This is a genomic window from Parabacteroides sp. APC149_11_2_Y6 (assembly GCF_054506995.1).
In genome coordinates, this window is record NZ_CP173709.1 from 585,185 (window position 1) to 604,255 (window position 19,071).

Annotated in this window: 17 protein-coding genes; 14 read left to right on the forward strand and 3 right to left on the reverse strand. The window is 37.4% G+C overall.

Annotated elements, in window-relative coordinates; genetic code table 11:
* The first annotated feature begins 3 nt into the window (after positions 1 to 3).
* Together ACGE0T_RS02445 and ACGE0T_RS02450 are read left to right on the forward strand one after the other, a co-directional pair.
* Positions 4 to 885, forward strand: coding sequence for an AraC family transcriptional regulator (locus ACGE0T_RS02445; protein ID WP_459188961.1), 882 nt, complete (start codon positions 4 to 6; stop codon positions 883 to 885).
* 327 nt (positions 886 to 1,212) lie between these two features.
* Positions 1,213 to 1,506, forward strand: a complete 294-nt coding sequence (locus tag ACGE0T_RS02450; protein WP_459188962.1) for a DUF3467 domain-containing protein — start codon at positions 1,213 to 1,215, stop codon at positions 1,504 to 1,506.
* Between the two features lie 81 nt (positions 1,507 to 1,587).
* Here the strand turns inward: ACGE0T_RS02450 and ACGE0T_RS02455 are convergent, their stop codons facing one another.
* Positions 1,588 to 1,758, reverse strand: coding sequence for a hypothetical protein (locus ACGE0T_RS02455; protein WP_459188963.1), 171 nt, complete (start codon positions 1,756 to 1,758; stop codon positions 1,588 to 1,590).
* A gap of 139 nt (positions 1,759 to 1,897) precedes the next feature.
* Between ACGE0T_RS02455 and ACGE0T_RS02460 the strand changes: the two genes are divergently transcribed.
* Positions 1,898 to 2,635 carry a lysophospholipid acyltransferase family protein gene (locus ACGE0T_RS02460; protein WP_459190404.1) on the forward strand — a complete coding sequence of 246 codons (738 nt, stop codon included), beginning with the start codon at positions 1,898 to 1,900 and terminating at the stop codon, positions 2,633 to 2,635.
* A gap of 92 nt (positions 2,636 to 2,727) precedes the next feature.
* Here ACGE0T_RS02460 and ACGE0T_RS02465 read toward each other — a convergent pair whose 3' ends face one another.
* Positions 2,728 to 4,218 (reverse strand): capsule assembly Wzi family protein, encoded by a 1,491-nt coding sequence (locus ACGE0T_RS02465; RefSeq protein ID WP_459188964.1) that lies wholly within the window; start codon positions 4,216 to 4,218, stop codon positions 2,728 to 2,730.
* A gap of 39 nt (positions 4,219 to 4,257) precedes the next feature.
* The gene (locus tag ACGE0T_RS02470) at positions 4,258 to 5,286 is read right to left on the reverse strand and encodes an alpha/beta hydrolase (RefSeq protein ID WP_459188965.1); all 1,029 of its coding nucleotides are present in this window, start codon (positions 5,284 to 5,286) and stop codon (positions 4,258 to 4,260) included.
* A 224-nt stretch (positions 5,287 to 5,510) separates the two neighbouring features.
* On the opposite strand from ACGE0T_RS02470, the gene fucO reads away from it, so the two are divergent.
* The 11 genes from fucO to ACGE0T_RS02525 all read left to right on the forward strand — a co-directional run bounded on the left by fucO (position 5,511) and on the right by ACGE0T_RS02525 (position 19,047).
* Positions 5,511 to 6,665 (forward strand): lactaldehyde reductase, encoded by a 1,155-nt coding sequence (gene fucO, locus ACGE0T_RS02475; protein WP_459188966.1) that lies wholly within the window; start codon positions 5,511 to 5,513, stop codon positions 6,663 to 6,665.
* 239 nt (positions 6,666 to 6,904) lie between these two features.
* A complete protein-coding gene (locus ACGE0T_RS02480; RefSeq protein WP_459188967.1) occupies positions 6,905 to 8,272 on the forward strand; it encodes an alkaline phosphatase family protein in 1,368 nt (455 codons plus the stop codon).
* A gap of 26 nt (positions 8,273 to 8,298) precedes the next feature.
* Positions 8,299 to 8,862, forward strand: a complete 564-nt coding sequence (locus tag ACGE0T_RS02485) for an RNA polymerase sigma-70 factor (protein WP_459188968.1) — start codon at positions 8,299 to 8,301, stop codon at positions 8,860 to 8,862.
* Between the two features lie 56 nt (positions 8,863 to 8,918).
* On the forward strand, positions 8,919 to 9,941 hold the full coding sequence (locus tag ACGE0T_RS02490) for a FecR family protein (protein WP_459188969.1): 1,023 nt from the start codon (positions 8,919 to 8,921) through the stop codon (positions 9,939 to 9,941).
* A 354-nt stretch (positions 9,942 to 10,295) separates the two neighbouring features.
* Positions 10,296 to 13,478, forward strand: a complete 3,183-nt coding sequence (locus tag ACGE0T_RS02495; protein WP_459188970.1) for a SusC/RagA family TonB-linked outer membrane protein — start codon at positions 10,296 to 10,298, stop codon at positions 13,476 to 13,478.
* Positions 13,479 to 13,583: 105 nt separating this feature from the next.
* The gene (locus tag ACGE0T_RS02500) at positions 13,584 to 15,011 is read left to right on the forward strand and encodes a RagB/SusD family nutrient uptake outer membrane protein (protein ID WP_459188971.1); all 1,428 of its coding nucleotides are present in this window, start codon (positions 13,584 to 13,586) and stop codon (positions 15,009 to 15,011) included.
* Between the two features lie 79 nt (positions 15,012 to 15,090).
* On the forward strand, positions 15,091 to 16,494 hold the full coding sequence (locus ACGE0T_RS02505; RefSeq protein ID WP_459188972.1) for a sulfatase family protein: 1,404 nt from the start codon (positions 15,091 to 15,093) through the stop codon (positions 16,492 to 16,494).
* Positions 16,495 to 16,583: 89 nt separating this feature from the next.
* Positions 16,584 to 16,937 (forward strand): 30S ribosomal protein S6, encoded by a 354-nt coding sequence (gene rpsF, locus ACGE0T_RS02510; RefSeq protein WP_459188973.1) that lies wholly within the window; start codon positions 16,584 to 16,586, stop codon positions 16,935 to 16,937.
* A gap of 2 nt (positions 16,938 to 16,939) precedes the next feature.
* Positions 16,940 to 17,209: a 30S ribosomal protein S18 gene (gene rpsR / locus ACGE0T_RS02515; protein WP_005637107.1), complete on the forward strand. Its 270-nt coding sequence runs from the start codon at positions 16,940 to 16,942 to the stop codon at positions 17,207 to 17,209.
* A 21-nt stretch (positions 17,210 to 17,230) separates the two neighbouring features.
* Entirely contained in the window at positions 17,231 to 17,674 is a 444-nt protein-coding gene (gene rplI / locus ACGE0T_RS02520; protein ID WP_459188974.1) for a 50S ribosomal protein L9, read from the forward strand.
* A gap of 128 nt (positions 17,675 to 17,802) precedes the next feature.
* Complete coding sequence (locus tag ACGE0T_RS02525; protein WP_459190405.1) at positions 17,803 to 19,047, forward strand: N-acetylmuramoyl-L-alanine amidase family protein; 1,245 nt, start codon at positions 17,803 to 17,805, stop codon at positions 19,045 to 19,047.
* Positions 19,048 to 19,071: the final 24 nt, after the last annotated feature.

A 19,071-nucleotide genomic window follows, 5' to 3' on the forward strand; every position in this document is an offset into this window, starting at 1 on the left:
CCTATGGATGATGCTAATATTTTAGAAGAGCGCATTTCTCTTTCGGCCGAAGATTGTTTTTTGGTCATGCAACGGTCTAATCGCAGTTTTGTATATCCGTTGCATGTCCATTCTGTATTTGAATTGAACTATATAGAGAATGCGTGTGGGGCTATCCGTGCAGTGGGAGACTCGGTAGATGTGATGTCCGATTTAGAATTGGTATTGGTTGCAGGAGGTGTTAAACATGCTTATTCGAATCATACTTGTACCTCTACAGAGATAAGAGAAATAACGATACAGTTCCATGAATCCTTATTTGATAGCCTAATTAATAAACGCCATTTTAAGACGATTAAAGAGATGTTTGAAAAGGCATCTTGCGGTTTGCTGTTTAGTCGGGATGTCATTGCTAAGATCCAACCTGAGTTGCAAAAACTGACCAGTGAGGGGTCCGAATCCTTTCATAACTTATTGCGTTTGATTAATATTCTGAAGGATTTATCTTTGGATACTGATGTGCGTAAGTTAAACGCTTCGAATACGGTTAAAAATTTTAGTGAGGATGATAACGATAGATTGAAAAGGATCATGTTCTTTTTGCATGAAAACTACCACAATACGATATCTTTTACAGAAATAGCCTCTTTGGTGAGTATGAGTGAATCTTCACTTACCCGCTTTTTGAAAAAATGGACGGGAAAGACTTTTATCGATATATTAAATGATATTCGTATTTCAGAGGCGATAAGAAAATTAATGGATACAAGTGATACGATTTCCGAGATATGTTATAAATGTGGATTTAATAATTTGTCAAATTTTAACAGAACCTTTAAAAAGCGGAAGGGTATGACTCCTACGGAATATCGTGAGAAATATTTGAATTCACGCTTTAAAATTTAAGGGATGTAGTGAATTTGTTCAAAGATAAAGTATATAATGACGGAAAAGTATCATATAATGCTAAAAAAGTATTTGGGGGGAGTCTGTTAAACCCTTACCTTTGTATTGTTAATATTAGATAAGAAATCTAACTAAGGTATTACCTTAGTGTAAGCGTCAAGATTATAACGATAAAACACAATAAGGTATTTTTTTACATTGGTCTAAAGAATTGAGAATTAAAAACACAACTGAAAAAAGGCTGCCTGTGAAGGTGGCCTTTTTTATTGGGGTATATCTGATTAATATATTATATTTGTCTCTAAATAATAATCAACAGATAAAATCATGGAAAATAACAATCCGACCAACGAGATTCAAATAGAGCTTTCCGAGGAAATGGCTCAGGGCACTTATGCCAATCTTGCTATCATATCTCATTCTTCATCTGAATTTATATTGGATTTTATCCGGGTAGTTCCAGGAGTGGCAAAAGCTCAGGTGAAGAGTCGTTTGATACTTACTCCGGATAATGCAAAACGTTTGTTGTTTGCTTTACAAGATAATCTGTCTAAATTTGAGGAGCAGACTGGGAATAAGACTGCAAACTTTGGAGATTTCATACCAAAGGGCGAAGCTTGACTTATAAAAGTAAGTGACAAAATAAAAGGAGGCTTCTTGGATAAGAAGCCTCCTTTTATTTTAACTGTGTGTGCAATTTACTTAATCAAGTCTTTTGTTAATTACAATATGACTGATATAACCCAGAATAATTACTCCTAAACCAGCTAAAAGGATGCTGTTTGATATCCCTCCATTCAAAGCTGGTACAGCTAAGATAATAACACCGATAAGGAGTATGATTACCCCCAGATTTTTTAACAATTCATTCATGGTGATAGATATTTTTATGTATTTTTATTTTCTACCGCAAATAAAGTAATAATAACCCGATTGCAAAAATATTTTGGAATAAAAATGATGAAACCCTCGAATTTACCTTTTATATTTGTGTTATAAATAGGATTACATGATGGTACGGATATTCTACATACTCTATATATGGCTGTTTATGGTGCCGGTTTTCATTGTACTTACCATACTTACAGCCGTTACAGTTATTATTGGCTGCTTGCTGGGAGGTGAGCGTATATTCGCCTATTATCCCGGAAAAATTTGGTCATGGCTAACTTGCCGTTTGGCATTGTGCCCTATAACGGTAAGGGGAAGAGAGAATATAGATCCTAAAAAGTCGTATGTATTTGTATCTAATCACCAGGGAGCTTTTGATATATTTTTAATATACGGATTCCTTGGAGTTCCAATCAAGTGGGTGATGAAAGCCGGTATCGCAAAAATACCTTTTGTCGGTGCGGCTTGCCGTGCTGCTGGTTTTATTTTTGTTGATAATTCTACGGTGAAAGCCGCGGCAAAAAGTGTATTGGAGGCTGAACGTTGTTTGAAGAATGGCGCTTCTGTTGTAGTCTTTCCTGAAGGGTCACGTACTTATGACGGGAAAATGATTCGCTTTAAAAAAGGGGCTTACCAGATGGCTGTAGATCAGCATCTTCCGATTGTTCCGATTACATTAAACGGTCCTTTTGATGTATTGCCTATAGGTTCGTTGAATATTCATCGTCACCGGATGGAAATGGTTATACATCCTCCGATTGAAACGGAAGGAATCGATACTTCCCATAAAGGTTTACAGGCAATGGCAGATCATACACGCGATATTATAGCTTCTGCTTTATGGAATAAATATAAATAGGATATATATTCATAAAAAAGGGAAGGTTGCAAAAAACAACCTTCCCTTTTTTATGAATATATTATTTGTTTCAGTTTAATTGTCTGTATAGATTACTGAGTTATTCCCCAATTCTTCAAAATACCTCGTTTACAAACGCTCAGGCTAAATCCAAGATTCTTGCCATATAAACTTCCGGTATCTCCGGCTACAGAGCCTGTAAACTCCCATCCCGTTAATTTCGGATGTCTGTATTTAATGTCAATCATTCCGGAAGCTCCCCGCTTGTTATTCAAGAATGGTGCCGAATGTGTACCCCAAGAGTTCGAAATAGACATCATGAAACGATATGAAACCTGTGGTGACAAATCTCCTTCAGCCCCTAAATACCAAGCGCGTACACGATTGTTTTTAAAACCGAGTGTTCCATCTTTATTATATTCCGGGGAAGTCAGTAAAGGAGAGCCGATTCCACGGTTAAAATAGGAGACACCTGTTACATATTCTCCGTTATTATAGTAATTATCATTGCCACCACCTGGACCTTTATGGACACTGTGGTCAAAATCAATGAAGTGGAAAGGTCCGCTTTGGTCACGGGTTATAAGATATTCCGTTACAACTTTACGTAACCAGGGAAATTGAGGCAAATCTAATTGTATGCCCCATAAACCATCCGTACCATTGCCGAATGTCATGCCTGATTTATCTTCAAAGTAATGCTGGTAGTACGCTGATAACGTCCAGTTTGGTTGTGTATATTGTAGTTTGAAATCATAGGAGCCATAATGGTTTCCCAATACATTCAACTGATCCATTTCTGATGAATCATCTCCGCCCTCTCTTGCAAGAACCGTACGGATAAAATCTTTGAAAGATTGTGGTTGCTTACCGAAATATGGATTAGTGGAAGTTCCTCCCCATTGTGCCCAATGCTGTACACCTATAATTCCGGAGAAAGGAGAACCGTTTTTAGTATCTTTAATCTGTATATAAAGAGATTTATGATGCCAAAGTACATTTTTAATATATGTCTGGCGTTCATTTGCAAAATGCTCCAGGTATTTAGTGTCAAATGAGCGACCTACAGCGAAGTCCCATTTTACTTGCATCCATCCTTTAGTTTTGGGGATAACAGTAAATTCCGGCATGCTCAGGTTTATTTCCGGAATAGGACGTGCATTATGGGAGATAACTATATCACCTGAGCTAAGCGTATTATCCCATAGTGATTTATGACTTTCTTTGCTACCAACCGAAAGTAAAAGGCTTTTGTATCCTAGCTCGGCATAAACCTGCTGGATATAGACATTCTTATACCGGGGAGCTGCTGCAACCAAATCCAATCCGGCACTCCACCGGAAACCTTTGCCGAAATATTGCTGGTGAAATATACCTGCATTCAGATAACCGTTATTGGCTTCCAAGGGGACTATTCCATAACGATTACTAACCATCCAAAAAGGTGTATTTGAACCAGTGGCAACAGAGCCGAATAAATCAGCTCTATAGCTTGTAGAATTTTCTACCTCCTCTGTCTGTGCAAATGTATTTGCGGTATATAAAAGGGCTGTTGCTGCAATAATTGTCCTGAAGACTTTCATTTTATTTAATTTTTTACCCGGCAAAGGTAAATATTAAAATCATCTGTCCAATAGCTCTTTGGAAAAAGATGTCTTTTTTAACCAGTCGAATATGGTTTGATATGTATGGTTTCGATAGGGTTCTTCTGAAAGAATAAGATCATGGATTCCGTTTTGGATAGTGTCACGTGTTACGTATTTTCCTAATTTTTCTCCATAGGTTTGTATATCGTGTACATTCAATACAATATCGGAAACCATGTACTCTTCATGCCATTCTTTTGTTTCCGGGAAAGACTGGCTGGACGACATAACAAGTACCGGGCACTTTAGGCCGATACCTTTTTGTACTGTTTGTTGAGCCTCTTGAATGGCGCGTATCCATCCCGCTTTTTTAGGATGTCCGTTTATCATTTTCCAATCGGTATTATATTCCCATTCCCCTTTGAATTGTTTTAAAAGGCTATGGGCATACGAAGCATCACCATAGCCTTGCACAGTCAGGTTTGGAAATAGCTTTCCTATAAAAGAAACGACAGGAATAACAATATTTTCCATAGTCCATCCGAAATTCCAGTCAAGGAAAGGACTATTTAGTATTAATCCGTCGACGGGCAGTTTTCCCTGTTTACTGTTCAAGTAATAAGGCGTAATAAGTCCCCCGGTGGAATGTGCCATCAACAGTATTTTATCATTGCCTTCTTCACGAATGATAGCCAGAGCCGTATCTATATCGGCAAAATATTCTTTCAGGCTTTTGCAAAAGAAAGGATTTTGATTCGGCAGGATAGAACGGCCATATTTCCTTAAATCCATTGCGTAGAAATTATATCCATGTACTATTACACTATCTCCTAATTGTTTTTGAAAAAAGTAATCATTGTATCCGTGGATATAGAGTATCGCTTGCTTTGTCTCGGGCAATTGTGGTTTTTTGACAAGTGTACAGATTACTTCTCCTTCATAATCATCCGGCATTTGAATCGTTCGTCGTAAATAATCACCTCCCAATACATCCGGGACATATTGGGCATAGATGGCAGAGACAAAAAGAAGCAACAGACTTGTAAAGTATAATTTTCGTATCATTTTCTTTCGATTAGTTTTTAGTATAACGATTTTTAGTAGCTTATTGTTGGGCATAACCAATGCAAAAGTAATATCTTCTTTATATTTCCCTTTCATATTCAGGTTGTAAATTAATCCACAGCGGGTTTGTGTCAGGAATGAAAGGTTATAAATCAGAAATGAAATCTGGCAGTCTCTTATTTTTGATATGTTTGTGCTCAAAAAAGAACTTAAATATCATTATTATGAACCGAATCATTTTAAACGAAACATCTTATTTTGGAGCAGGATGTAGAAGTGTGATAGCTGACGAAGTTTCCCGCCGCGGATTTAAAAAAGCATTTTTTGTAACAGACAAAGATCTGATTAAATTTGGAGTGGCCGCTCTTGTTACGGATGTATTCGAAAAGAATAAGATCCCTTATGAAACATATAGCGATGTGAAGGCAAACCCGACAATAGCGAATGTGCAAAACGGAGTGAAAGCCTATCAGGCATCCGGCGCCGATTTTATTGTCGCTTTAGGGGGAGGTTCCTCTATAGATACTGCAAAAGGGATAGGTATTGTTGCCAATAATCCGGAATTTGCAGATGTGAAGTCTCTTGAAGGAGTTGCCGATACCAAACATAAGGCTGTCCCTACTTTTGCTTTGCCGACAACTGCCGGTACAGCAGCCGAGGTAACTATCAATTATGTTATCATAGACGAAGAAGCTCGTAAAAAGATGGTTTGTGTAGACCCTAACGATATTCCTGCCGTAGCTATTGTAGATCCGGAATTGATGTATTCCATGCCAAAAGGATTGACTGCTGCAACTGGAATGGATGCTCTGACGCATGCTATCGAAAGTTATATAACTCCGGGAGCTTGGACAATGAGTGATATGTTTGAAATAAAAGCAATCGAGTTAATAAAAAAACATCTGAAAAATGCTGTAGATAACGGGAAAGATACAGAAGCCCGTGAAGGTATGGCTGTAGCACAATACATCGCAGGTATGGGCTTTTCAAATGTAGGATTGGGCATTGTCCATTCAATGGCACATCCTCTTGGAGCCTTTTATGATACTCCTCATGGGGTGGCAAATGCTCTGTTGCTACCTTATGTAATGGCTTATAACAGCCAGTCTCCTGCTGCGCCTAAATACCTGGATATAGCTCGTGCCTTGGGGGTTGATACTGTAGGTATGAGTGTGGAGCAAGGTGTAGAGGCTGCAGTTAATGCCGTGAAAGAACTTTCATTAAGTATTGGTATTCCTCAGAAATTGCATGAAATCGGAGTAAAGGAGGGTGATATCAAAGCATTATCCCTCGCGGCTTTCAATGATGTTTGTACAGGTGGAAATCCTCGTCCGACTTCTCCGGAAGAAATAGAAGCGATTTACCTCGAAGCATATTAGTAGCAAGAAATATCGAAGGGTTAAAATAGAAGATAAATAAGAACCGGTACTACGGGTGTCGGTAACATGGAGCACACAGGCTAATGTATATTTACTCCAAGAATGGGGAGTGTTATTTGCATAGGTCTGTGTGTTTTCGTTTTCTCAGGTAGGAAAATAGTCAACTCCTATTTCAGTATAAATCAGTTTCCGGTTAGAAATAAAGAGTTTCATGCTGATGAAACTAAAAGTTCTACACGATGAAACTAAAAGTTTCAGCCTTTGAAACAAAAAGTTTCAAGCGATGGACTTTTTTTGAAACTCAATTATTATATCCGAATAATAGTAAGAGTTTTTTCTTCGTCCTTATTATCTTTGTCCTGTTGTATAATCTTAATGAAAATCAGATGAAACCAATTTGTTATTTTTTTCTTTGTTTCTTATTCTGCATAAGTGCCGGGGCTAAAAACCGAAAAGCTGTATACATTATTATAGATGGTGTTCCTGCCGACCAGATAGAACGGCTTCATACCCCTGCTGTATTCGATATTGCATCCAAAGGTGCTTATGCCCGTGCATATACCGGAGGTGAAATAGGGTCTTACTCCCAAACCCCGACAATTTCGGCAGTAGGCTATACCAACCTGCTGACATCTACTTGGGTAAACAAACATAATGTTCCTGGAAACTCCGATTTAAAACCGAATTATAATTATTGGACTTTGTTCCGTATAGCCAAAGAGCAACCGAAAGATTATAAAACAGCGATTTATTCGAGCTGGACAGATAACCGCACTGTTTTGTTGGGAGAAGGTAAGCCGGAAACAAATTATCTGAAAATAGATTATGTAAGGGATGGGTATGAACTGGATACTGTTAATTTCCCCAATAAGGAAAAAGACTTACGTATTTTCGACATAGATGAAGTTGTTTCTAAAGAAGCAGCAAAAGGTATCCGTATAGATGCTCCGGATTTGAGTTGGGTTTATTTATGGTATACGGATGATGCCGGGCATATAGAGGGAAACGGAGCTTTCTTTGATGACTATGTTCAGAAGGCAGACGCTCAGGTACAACGTATTTGGGATGCTGTAAAGTATCGGGAAGCTAATTTTGATGAAGAGTGGATGATTGTGGTAACCACCGATCATGGTCGTGAAGAAAGCGGGCATGGACACGGAGGGCAATCTTGTCGTGAGCGAACAACTTGGATTTCAACGAATGTACCAGTTAATACTCATTTCAAAAGCAATTTGTTGTCTATAACAGATATAGCCCCTTCTATTTCCCGATTTCTGGGTTTTGAAATTCCACAGCCGGTATTGTGGGAACAGGATGGAATACCGTTTGTGGGGCAATGCGATATTTGCAATTTGAAAACATTGCCTTATGATAACGAGGTATGGCTTACTTGGGACAGCTATTCAAAAGATGTTCCGGTTACTATCTATGTCACTTGTTCCAATAATTATAAAGAAGGGAAAAAAGATGCATGGATAAAGCTTGCTACTGTATCTTCCGGCGAAGGAAAATATCAGGTGGATTTAAGCTCTTTGCCTGTTTCTAAGTTTTATAAGTTTGTGGTAGCGGCTCCCGGCAATCATTTAAACAGATGGTTGGTTAAGTAGTCGTTAAAAATACTATATTTGCCGATATGGAGATCGGGGAAACAGATGAAAAAGCACTTGTAGATGCATTTGCTGGAGGAAGTCATGAGGCTTTTCGTCAGCTATTTGTACGTTATTATCCAAAGGTCCGCTATTTTATTTTTGGATTATTAAAATCAGAAGTGGAGTCGGAAGACCTTGCACAAGATGTGTTTGTCAAACTTTGGGCAAACCGGGAACATTTCTCGGAGGTAAGAAATTTTGGAGCCTATTTATATGTATTGGCGCGAAATACAACTTTTAATTATATAGAATCCAAACAAATTCGTCAGGATAATCTGGATGATAGACTGGCAGATGAAGAAGCCCGTGCTACACCTTATGAAGATTTAGTGGCTAAAGATATGCAATTGTTAATTGATTTGGTTGTGGAAGCTATGCCTCCGCAACGTAAAATAGTTTATAAACTGAGTCGGGAAGTCGGTTTATCAAATGCTGAAATTGCGGAAAAATTACAATTGACAAAGAAAACTGTTGAAAACCATTTGAATTTAGCATTGAAAGAGTTAAGGAATATGATATTAGCGTCTTTTCTTCTTTATTTATGTTAACAATTTGGGTGTAACGTATTGAAAAACGGTCATTATATGATAAACATAACGAAGGAATGAGTAATTTGATAAAAATAATACGCTATTTCTTTTATCACGACATATCTAGTGAAATGGTGGAACGTGTACATAAACGTCTTTCTGTTTCTGGTGATGAGAAAGAAAAAGAACAGATTTTTCAAGCGCTATGGGATGAAACTGGGTTTCCGGAAATCTCATCAGAGCAAACTCGGCAGGCATTCTCCCGTGTAGAGCAACGTATTGGAGTTGTTCATTCTTTGGATAAGAAAAAACGTTTGTCTATTCCGCGTATTTCTTTGTGGTTGCGAATTACAGCTATATGGCTGATTCCATTATTATCGTTGAGTGCAGCATTCCACTTTTATAGAGAAACAAAACTTGTGAAAGATTCTGTAGCAAAGGTCTCTTTTGTAGAACATTATGTGCCGAGTGGAAAACGGGAACAAGTAATATTGCCGGATAGCTCTAAGGTTTGGTTAAATTCCGGAACGTTATTGATTTATCCTTCAGTTTTTGTTGGGGATGCTCGGGAAGTATATTTGTCGGGTGAAGGTTATTTTGATGTACGCAAATCAGAAACAAATCACTTTATTGTAAAAACAAATACATTGAGTGTGGAAGTATTGGGTACGAAATTTAATTTGTCGGCTTATCCGGAAGCAGAAAAGATCTCAGCAACATTGGAACAGGGAGCAGTGAAAGTTCTATTGAATGATTCTGGACGAGCAGGCGGTTCATTCTTTTTGAAACCAAATGAGCAATTAGTGTTAATACAGGCTACAGGGAAGATTGAACAGTTGAATGTCAAGGCTAAAAATTACTCGGATTGGAAAGAGGGAGGACTGTTATTTAGAAATAGTTCGTTTAAAGATATATTGAAAACATTGGAGCGGGTATATAGTATAAATGTACAGACTGAATCATCTGCATATAATGAAAATCATTTGACGATTCATTTTAATAAAGATGAATCCCTTGAAAATGTAATGATGCTTATGAAAGAAATGATACCAGGATTGGAATATAAAATAGAGGGGAATAGGTTATATGTAAAATAATTCTATAGTAGGAAAAGGAAGAAAGTCCCGGACAGGCAGAGAAAATGCCTTATTCGGGACTTTTTTTAATATCTTAACAAATAGGGATTGGGTGTGTTTCTCTTTCAACCTGTCCATATAACAGTACGTACTAATTAGGGTTTATTGTTTAATTTAGTTTGAATTTATGCGATGAAAAAACACCGGATGAGACATGTAGGCTTTTATAGCCTCAGTCTCTTATTAGCTGCTTGTTTGCAAGCGAATGCTCAAAAAATATCCTTTAAAGAAGGAAATATATCATTAAAACAAGCGTTTCAAAAAATTGAAGATGTTTCGAAGTATAAGATTGCTTATAATGAAACTCAGCTTGATATGAATAAAACAGTGAGATTGGACCAGACGAATAAAGATGTATTGGATATTTTATCAGAGATACTATCTGAAACAGGATATATTTATTCTGTGAAAGATAACTACATCATTATAACTTCTGAACAACAGCAGAAAAAACAAAAGACAAAGAAAATAACAGGATTGGTAGTTGATGAAAATGGAGAACCTGTTATTGGTGCAAACGTTATAGAAAAAGGTACGACTAACGGTACCGTGACTGACATTGATGGAAGATATTCTTTATCTGTTCCGGAAAGTTCTGTATTGACAGTTTCTTATATAGGCTATGCCGATAAAGAAGTTAGGGTTGGGACTGGTACAATAATTGATGTTTCATTGTTAGAAGATACACAGGCTCTGGATGAAGTTGTAGTGGTGGGATATGGTACAATGAAAAAAAGTGACTTGACAGGTTCCGTTGTAAATGTTAATCAGGAGCAACTTCGAAATTTACCGGCTACAAGTATAGACCAGAAGTTGGTAGGGCAAGTTGCTGGTGTTCAGATACAGCAGGTCTCTGGAGCTCCAGGTGCGGGAACAGCTATAAAGATTCGTGGAAATGGCTCTATTAGCGCCGGAAACGATCCTCTGTATGTGGTAGACGGCATGCCTTATTCTTCCGGATTTAATCAAAATTTGAATCCGATGTCTTTCATCAATCCTAATGATATAGAATCAATAACCGTATTAAAGGATGCTTCTTCTACTGCAATCTATGGTTCGAGAGGTGCTAATGGAGTTATTATGATTACTACTAAAAGAGGAAATTATGACCAGACTGATGTCTCGGTTTCTTCAATGGTGGGAGTTCAGCAGGTTCCCCAAAAAGGAAGACCTAAAATGATGAATCAGTATCAATTTGCAGAATTGCAACGTGAAAAAATAGGTATGAAAGTGAGACAAATGGAAAAAAGGGAACCGACTAATGCCGATTATCCTGCTGAATATTTACCGGAAAACCTAAAAGGGGAAGGAACTGATTGGTATGATTTAATTTTGCAAAATGCGCTGATACAAGAACATACGATAAGTGTTAATAAAGGTGGCAAAGAATCCAGGTTGAATTTCAGTATGGGATATTATAATCAGGAAGGTGTATTGAAATATACAGGGCTTGAAAGGTATAGTGGAAAGTTGACAATGGAGTCTAATTTAGGAAAACATGTAAAGGTAGGTGCTTCATTACAGCCAACATTTATCCAACAAAAAAGGACTAATACGAATGCGAACAGAGATGATGTGGTTGGTGTTGCTACATGGGGAAATCCGGTTATGTCTCCTTATGATGAAGATGGCAATTTAATACCTTATATCCAGTCTCCGACTTCTAAATATCATTCGGCCTGGAGCTTTATGAATCCTTTGTACGTATTGCGTGAAACCGTTCAAAAACAGGATGATTTTCAGAATTTAGGTATTGCTTTTATCGAGTGGGAAATTATTCAAGGTTTAAAAGCTAAATCTTCTTTGAATACCAATTTTGCCTCAACGAAATATAACCAGTATATCCCAAGTACGGTTGGGGGGGCGAATAAGCCACCTACGGCAGGAACCGGCAAATCGACCAATAATAGAGGAACGAGTTTTAATTGGTTAATTGAAAATACATTGACATATGAAAAAACGTTTGCGAAGAAACATCGGATAAATGCCATGTTGGGCTATACGGCACAAAGAAGCAAAACGGATAATATCAGCTTGAATGCAGATCCTTATGCGAATGATTTGATACAAACAATAAATGCAGCTCAAGCTATTAAATCTTGGGGACAAACTATTGATGAATGGAGTATGGTGTCTTATCTGGGAAGAATTAATTATTCTTATGAAGATAAATACTTGTTGACTGCAACATTCCGTTCGGATGGTTCTTCCCGGTTTGGAGATAAAAACAGATTTGCCTCTTTTCCCTCAGTGGCTGCAGCCTGGCGGGTATCGGAAGAAAAGTTTTTAAAGAATAATCCGGTTATTGATAATTTGAAATTACGCCTTTCTTATGGAAAAAGCGGTAATAACAATATTGGAAATTATGCGCATCTTGCGTCTGTCAGTGCTGATTCTTATATATTCAGCGATACACAGGTTACAGGATCTAATGTTGGAATTAGTAATCCTTATCTAACATGGGAAGAATCAGATCAGATAGATGCGGGTGTTGATGTAAGCTTGTTTAAGAATCGTCTTTCATTTGTGCTTGACTATTATTATAGAAGAAGTAAGAATATGTTACTTAAAGATGTAATACCGGCTATTACAGGATTTACATCTCAAATGGTAAATAAAGGAAACATTCGTAATACTGGTTTTGAAATGTCGATTAATGCAACTCCTGTAGCTTCCGCTTTCACATGGAATGTTAATTTTAATTTGTCATTAAACAGGAATAAAGTAATTTCATTGAATGATAACGGCGATCGCATATTAGCTGGTAGCAACGATGGCAATTCAACTCACGTGACAGTGGTAGGTAAGCCTATCGGACAATTTTTCGGTTTTGTTTTTGACGGGCTTTATACAATCGAGGATTTACAAAATCCGGATGTGGCTAAAAATGCACAAGCATACGAAGGGGGAGTGCGATATAAAGATTTGGATAATGATGGTGTCATTAGTGACATGTTGGATTATACGATTATAGGGAATCCTCATCCTGATTTTATTTATGGTTTAACGAATACATTTACCTATAAAGATTTTGATTTATCGATAATAATGAATGGGCAATGTGGAGGAAAGGTTGTTAATGGTTTGCGGCAAAGTATTGATAATTTGCAAGGTTTTTTCAATGTGGGTGAAGAATGGGTGAACCGTTGGCGTAGTGTGGATAATCCTGGGGATGGCAGACATTATGGAGTTCCGCCTTTGACCCCAAGTTTAGGACACCGTATGTCAGATCTCTGGATAGAGGATGCGACTTATCTCCGGATTTCGAATATTACATTTGGCTATTCCCTCCCTCAACAATTAATGAGGAAAACTGGATTTATAAAAGTATGTCGTTTTTATTTGACAGCTCAGAATCTTGCCACATTTACTAAATATAGCGGTGCTAATCCGGAAGGACAATCTGTGAATCAAAGCAGTGTGCTGGCTCCGGGATTCGATATGTCATCTTATCCGTTATCAAGGACGACTTCTATTGGTATAAATCTTACATTTTAAGTTTAGATGACGTATTTAGTGTTGTTTATCTTTAATAAATTAGACATGAAAAATATAATATACATAGTATTGCTGTTAATGGTTACGGCATGTTCCGGAAGTTTTTTGGAAATCTATCCGGAAACGACATTAAATGAGAAGAATTTCCTCAATTCTGAAAATGAATTTATTCTCTTGGCGAATGGGTGTTACATACCTATGAGAAATTATGAGAAACAAACACATTGGGTAATTGCTGAACTTTCATCAGACAATACAAGTTTCCAGCATAATCCGAATGATGGGGGAGCTTGGCCTCGGGAAGTTATCGATCAATTTCAGGTGGAATCAAGCAATACTATTTATGGGGATTTTTGGAATGCTTCGTACAATGGGATAACTCGTTGCAATAAATTGATTTACGAATTGGGAAGGACTTCAATTTTTTGGGATAACGAACTTTATAAAGACCGTTGTGCTGGTGAGGCATTTTTTTTGAGAGCTTTGTATTATTTTAATTTAGTCCGCCAGTTCGGAGGGGTCCCATTAGTATTGGAACCTATAGATTCAAAAGAAGCTGTAAATATAAAACGGTCTTCAGAACAGGAAGCCTATGATCGGATTGTTGCAGATTTGTTATTGGCAGGTAGTCATTTTCAGAAAGCAGTTAATGTGGAAGAAAATGGACGGGCGAGTTATGCTTCGGCTATGGCGTTACTCGGTAAAGTGTATTTGACTTTACATAAATATAAGGAAGCAGAGTCTTCTCTTAAATCTGTTATTGATTTGAAAAAATATATTCTGTTACCTGATTATGCTAATCTGTTTAATCCGTCGAACAAAGATTTTAAAGAAACGATTTTTTCAGTTCAATATTCGGAAAACAGTGCAGATCTTGCGAATCGATTTATCTTTGTTTTTGCTCCATGGACTTCGGGGGGAGAAGTGACACAACGTCCCAATATTAAAATAAATCAAGGATGGCATGGATGCAATTTACCGACAGAAGATTTAATTAAGGCATTTGAGCCAGGAGATAAGAGGAAAGATGTATCGATAGGTGTTTGGATTGGAAAAGATTGGGATGGCGTTGTTCGTCCGATATCTTATTGTGCTAAATATAAACCACCGGTATCTGCACCAGATGATCGTTGTAGTGATAATTTTCCGGTTCTGAGATATTCGGATGTATTACTCATGTATGCAGAAGCCCTGAATGAGCAGGGACGTACGGTGGAAGCTATCCCTTATGTGGAGCAAGTCCGTAATAGGGCAGGTTTAATGAATTCATTAGCCGGATATGATAAAGTGTCATTGGAGAATTTGATAGCAAAAGAACGTCAGGTAGAGTTTTGTTTTGAAAATCAGCGTTGGTATGATTTGAAAAGGACAGGTAAGGCTTTACAAGTTTTGAAAGAACATGGTATTCGGGAGAAAGCGATGAAATCGTTTTTGTCTCCAAATTCGTTCAATATGTCGGAATATAAGCTTTTAGCACCTATACCTGCAGAACAGATATTAATTAATAAGATTGAACAAAATCCCGGTTATTAACACTTGATTATGAATCCGGAGAAAGAAAAGGTTTTCTTTTTTCGGATTCATAGCTGGATTTGATTAAAAAAATATGATTATGAATAGGTTTAAATTATCAGGATTTGTTTCGCTGATACCACTTTTGTCAGTTTGTAACATAGCAGAAGGCTATTGTCATAATAATGGAGAGGAAAAGCGACCTAATATTATCTTTATTTTGACGGATGACCAACGGTGGGATGCGTTAGGCTATTCAGGGAATACAATTATAGAGACTCCACAATTAGATAGATTAGCAAGAGAAGGGACTTATTTTAGGAATGCTTTTTCTACGACTCCTATTAGTGCAGCGAGCAGGGCGTCGATATTAACAGGTTTGTATGAACGGACCCATGGTTATACGTTTCAAAAGGGTGCATTGAAGGATTGTTATGGACAGTTATGTTATCCAGCTTTATTGAAAGAAAACGGGTATTATACCGGCTTCTTTGGAAAGTTTGGGGTTGATTATAAAAAGGTCCGTGAATATTTTGATGTAGTTGATATGTATGACCGGAATGATAATAACCCAAACAGACAGGGATATTATTATAAAACAATAGATGGAGATACTGTTCATCTTACCCGTTATACAGGCTATCAAGCATTACAGTTTATCAAAAATGCTCCGGCAGATAAACCATTTTGTCTATCGATGAATTTTAGCGCACCTCATGCGCATGATAATGCTCCAGAGCAATATATCTGGCAGGAAAAATCGGATTCCCGATATACGGGGATAACAATACCTCCCCCTCCGCTGGCAGAAGATAAATATTTTGAGATTTTGCCTGTAGAAGTAAAAGATGGGTTTAATCGTTTACGATGGACTTGGCGTTTTGATACTCCTGAGAAATATCAGCATAGTGTAAAAGGTTATTATAGAATGATTAGTGAAATCGACGATGAGATAAAACTGGTTAGAGAGTTGTTGGAGGAACAAGGAATAGCAGATAATACTATTATTATTTTTATGGGAGATAATGGGTATTATCTAGGTGAAAGACAACTTGCAGGAAAGTGGTTGATGCATGAAAACTCAATTAAGGTGCCTTTGATAATTTATGATCCGCGAGTGAAAAAACATTATGACATTAATGATATGGTTTTGAATATTGATGTTCCTAAAACAATTTTGGAATATGCATATGTCCATGTGCCAATTGAATATCAAGGTATAGGATTGAAAAGCTATGTTCGGCAGGGGAAAAATAAAGAAAAGCATGAGGATATATTAATTGAACATCTTTGGGAACTACCACAAATTCCTTCCAGTGAAGGCATTCGGACAGAAAGGTGGAAATATTTCAGGTATCGGTTTATCGATGCACCTGAAGAATTATATGATTTGAAGAACGATCCGCAGGAAATAAATAATCTGGTAGGGAAAAAAGAATATGAAAGCGTACTTAATGGATTAAGGGAAAGATGTAATCGGCTTATTGAAAAATATGAGGATTGAAAATTGTAAACATTCTTTGTTTGTTAACAAAAAGTTTCTACCTTTGCACCGCAAAATTTTTAGTAATAACAAATATAAAACAGCGTTTTATGAACAATTATGAAACCGTTTTCATTTTAACTCCCGTTTTATCTGATGCTCAGATGAAGGAAGCGGTAGAAAAATTCGCGAACCTCCTGAAAGAGCAGGGTGCTGAAATCGTGAACGAAGAAAATTGGGGATTGCGTAAATTAGCTTACCCTATCGACAAGAAAACAACTGGCTTCTATCAGCTGATTGAATTCAAGGCAAATCCGGAAACAATCGCTACTCTGGAAATAAACTTCCGTCGTGACGAACGTGTTATCCGCTTCCTGACTTTCCGCCAGGATAAGTATGCAGCAGAATATGCCGCTAAGAGAAGAAGTTTGAAATCATCTAAAGAAACAGTAAAGGAGAATTAATCATGGCAGCAACTCAATCAGAAATCAGATATTTGACTCCGCCTTCAGTAGACGTAAAAAAGAAAAAATATTGCCGTTTCAAAAAGAACGGTATTAAATATATCGATTATAAGGATCCTGAATTCTTGAAGAAATTCCTGAACGAACAGGGTAAAATTCTTCCGCGTCGTATTACTGGTACATCTTTGAAGTTCCAGCGTCGTGTAGCTCAGGCTGTTAAAAGAGCTCGTCACTTGGCGTTGCTTCCTTACGTAACCGATTTAATGAAATAATATAAAGAGAGGAGACAGAATATGCAAGTTATTTTGAAAGAAGACGTAATCAATTTAGGTTACAAGGACGATATCGTAACAGTAAAAGACGGTTACGGACGTAACTTTCTAATCCCCCAGGGTAAAGCGGTTATAGCATCTGAATCTGCAAAGAAAGTTCTGGCTGAAAATTTGAGACAGCGTGCTCACAAATTGGCTAAGATCAAAGAAGATGCTCAGGCTTTGGCTGCAAAGTTGGAAGGTGTTTCATTAACAATCGGAGCAAAAACAAGTTCAACAGGTACTATCTTCGGTTCTGTAACTAATATCCAGGTAGCTGATGCTTTGGCTAAGGCTGGTTATGAAATAGATCGTAAGATTATCATTATCAAAGAATCTGTTAAGGAAGTAGGTAGCTACAAAGCTCTTCTGAAACTTCATAAAGAAGTTTCTGTAGAAATTCCTTTTGAGGTTGTTTCTGAGTAATTAGAACTACAGATATAGTTAAAAGGGTGATTCCTATTGGAATTGCCCTTTTTTAATTAAAAAAAGACGCTTTTTAGTCCGTAAAAAATATTACATTTGTCCCTGAATTTGCAGTTGAAATTGAAGTGATAAAGAGTACATATCTATCTATATATATAATAATAGCTTTTTTATTTTCTTTTTCTCCTGTATTACAGGCGAAAGAGAAAAGTTTTACTGTTGTTATTGATGCTGGTCACGGAGGAAAGGATCCGGGTGCTCGAGGGACTATAATCAATGAAAAAGCGATTAATCTGGCTGTAGCGTTAGAACTGGGCAGGCTAATTTCTGAAAATCATAAAGATGTGAAAGTTGTCTATACTCGTAAAACGGATGTTTTTATAGAGTTAGACGAACGGGCCAATATAGCAAACAGGAATAAGGCTGATTTATTTATATCTATCCATACAAATGCCGTAAAACGTGGAAGTACGGTCCAAGGTACTGAAACGTATACACTTGGACTTGCCCGCACGGATGAGAACCTGGAGGTTGCAATGCGTGAGAACTCGGCAATCCTTCTGGAAGATAATTACTTGCAGAAATATGAAGGGTTTGATCCGACGTCGTCCGAATCCTATATTATTTTTGAATTTATGCAGAATAAGCATATGGAGCAAAGTATTGGTTTGGCTTCGGAAGTTCAAAAATCATTTACTTCTGCAAAACGTGTGGACAGAGGGGTGCGTCAGGCTGGTTTCCTTGTGCTTCGTAAAACAAGTATGCCCAGTGTGCTTGTTGAACTTGGATATATTTCAACGAAGAGTGAAGAGCGTTTTTTAGCATCTTCCGCAGGACAAAAAAAATTGGCTTCAGCTATCTATAATGCATTTACCAAGTATAAATGGGAGTATGACCGCAAACGTGGTGCTTTAGGACAAATGTATTCTAAACCTGCATTTGTGACTGTTGATAATGAGCCGGATACATCAGGGAAAAGTGAGATAAAGGTAATAGATACGGATTCGCCAGCTCCCGGTAGTGAAGAAGATATTCGCAGGCGTCATTTGGCTGCATCGCAATCTAAGAGAGCAGCAACGGCTTCTAATTCGTCTAAAACAACATCTACATCAGTCGTTCGCCAAGTACCGTCGAAAGGGCAACGGGTTTTTAAGGTACAGATATTGTCTTCCGGAAAAAAGCTTTCGACTAATTCAAAATTGTTGAAAGGTTATAAAGATATAGACTTTTTTGTGGAGAAAGGTGTTTATAAATATACATACGGCGAAACGACAAGTTTTGATGAAGCAAAGAAAATCCGCCGTCGGTTGTTGAAAGATTTTAAAGACGCATTTATTGTTGCTTTTAAAGACGGGAAAAGAGTAACATATTAATTGGATAATAAGATTTTATATTAA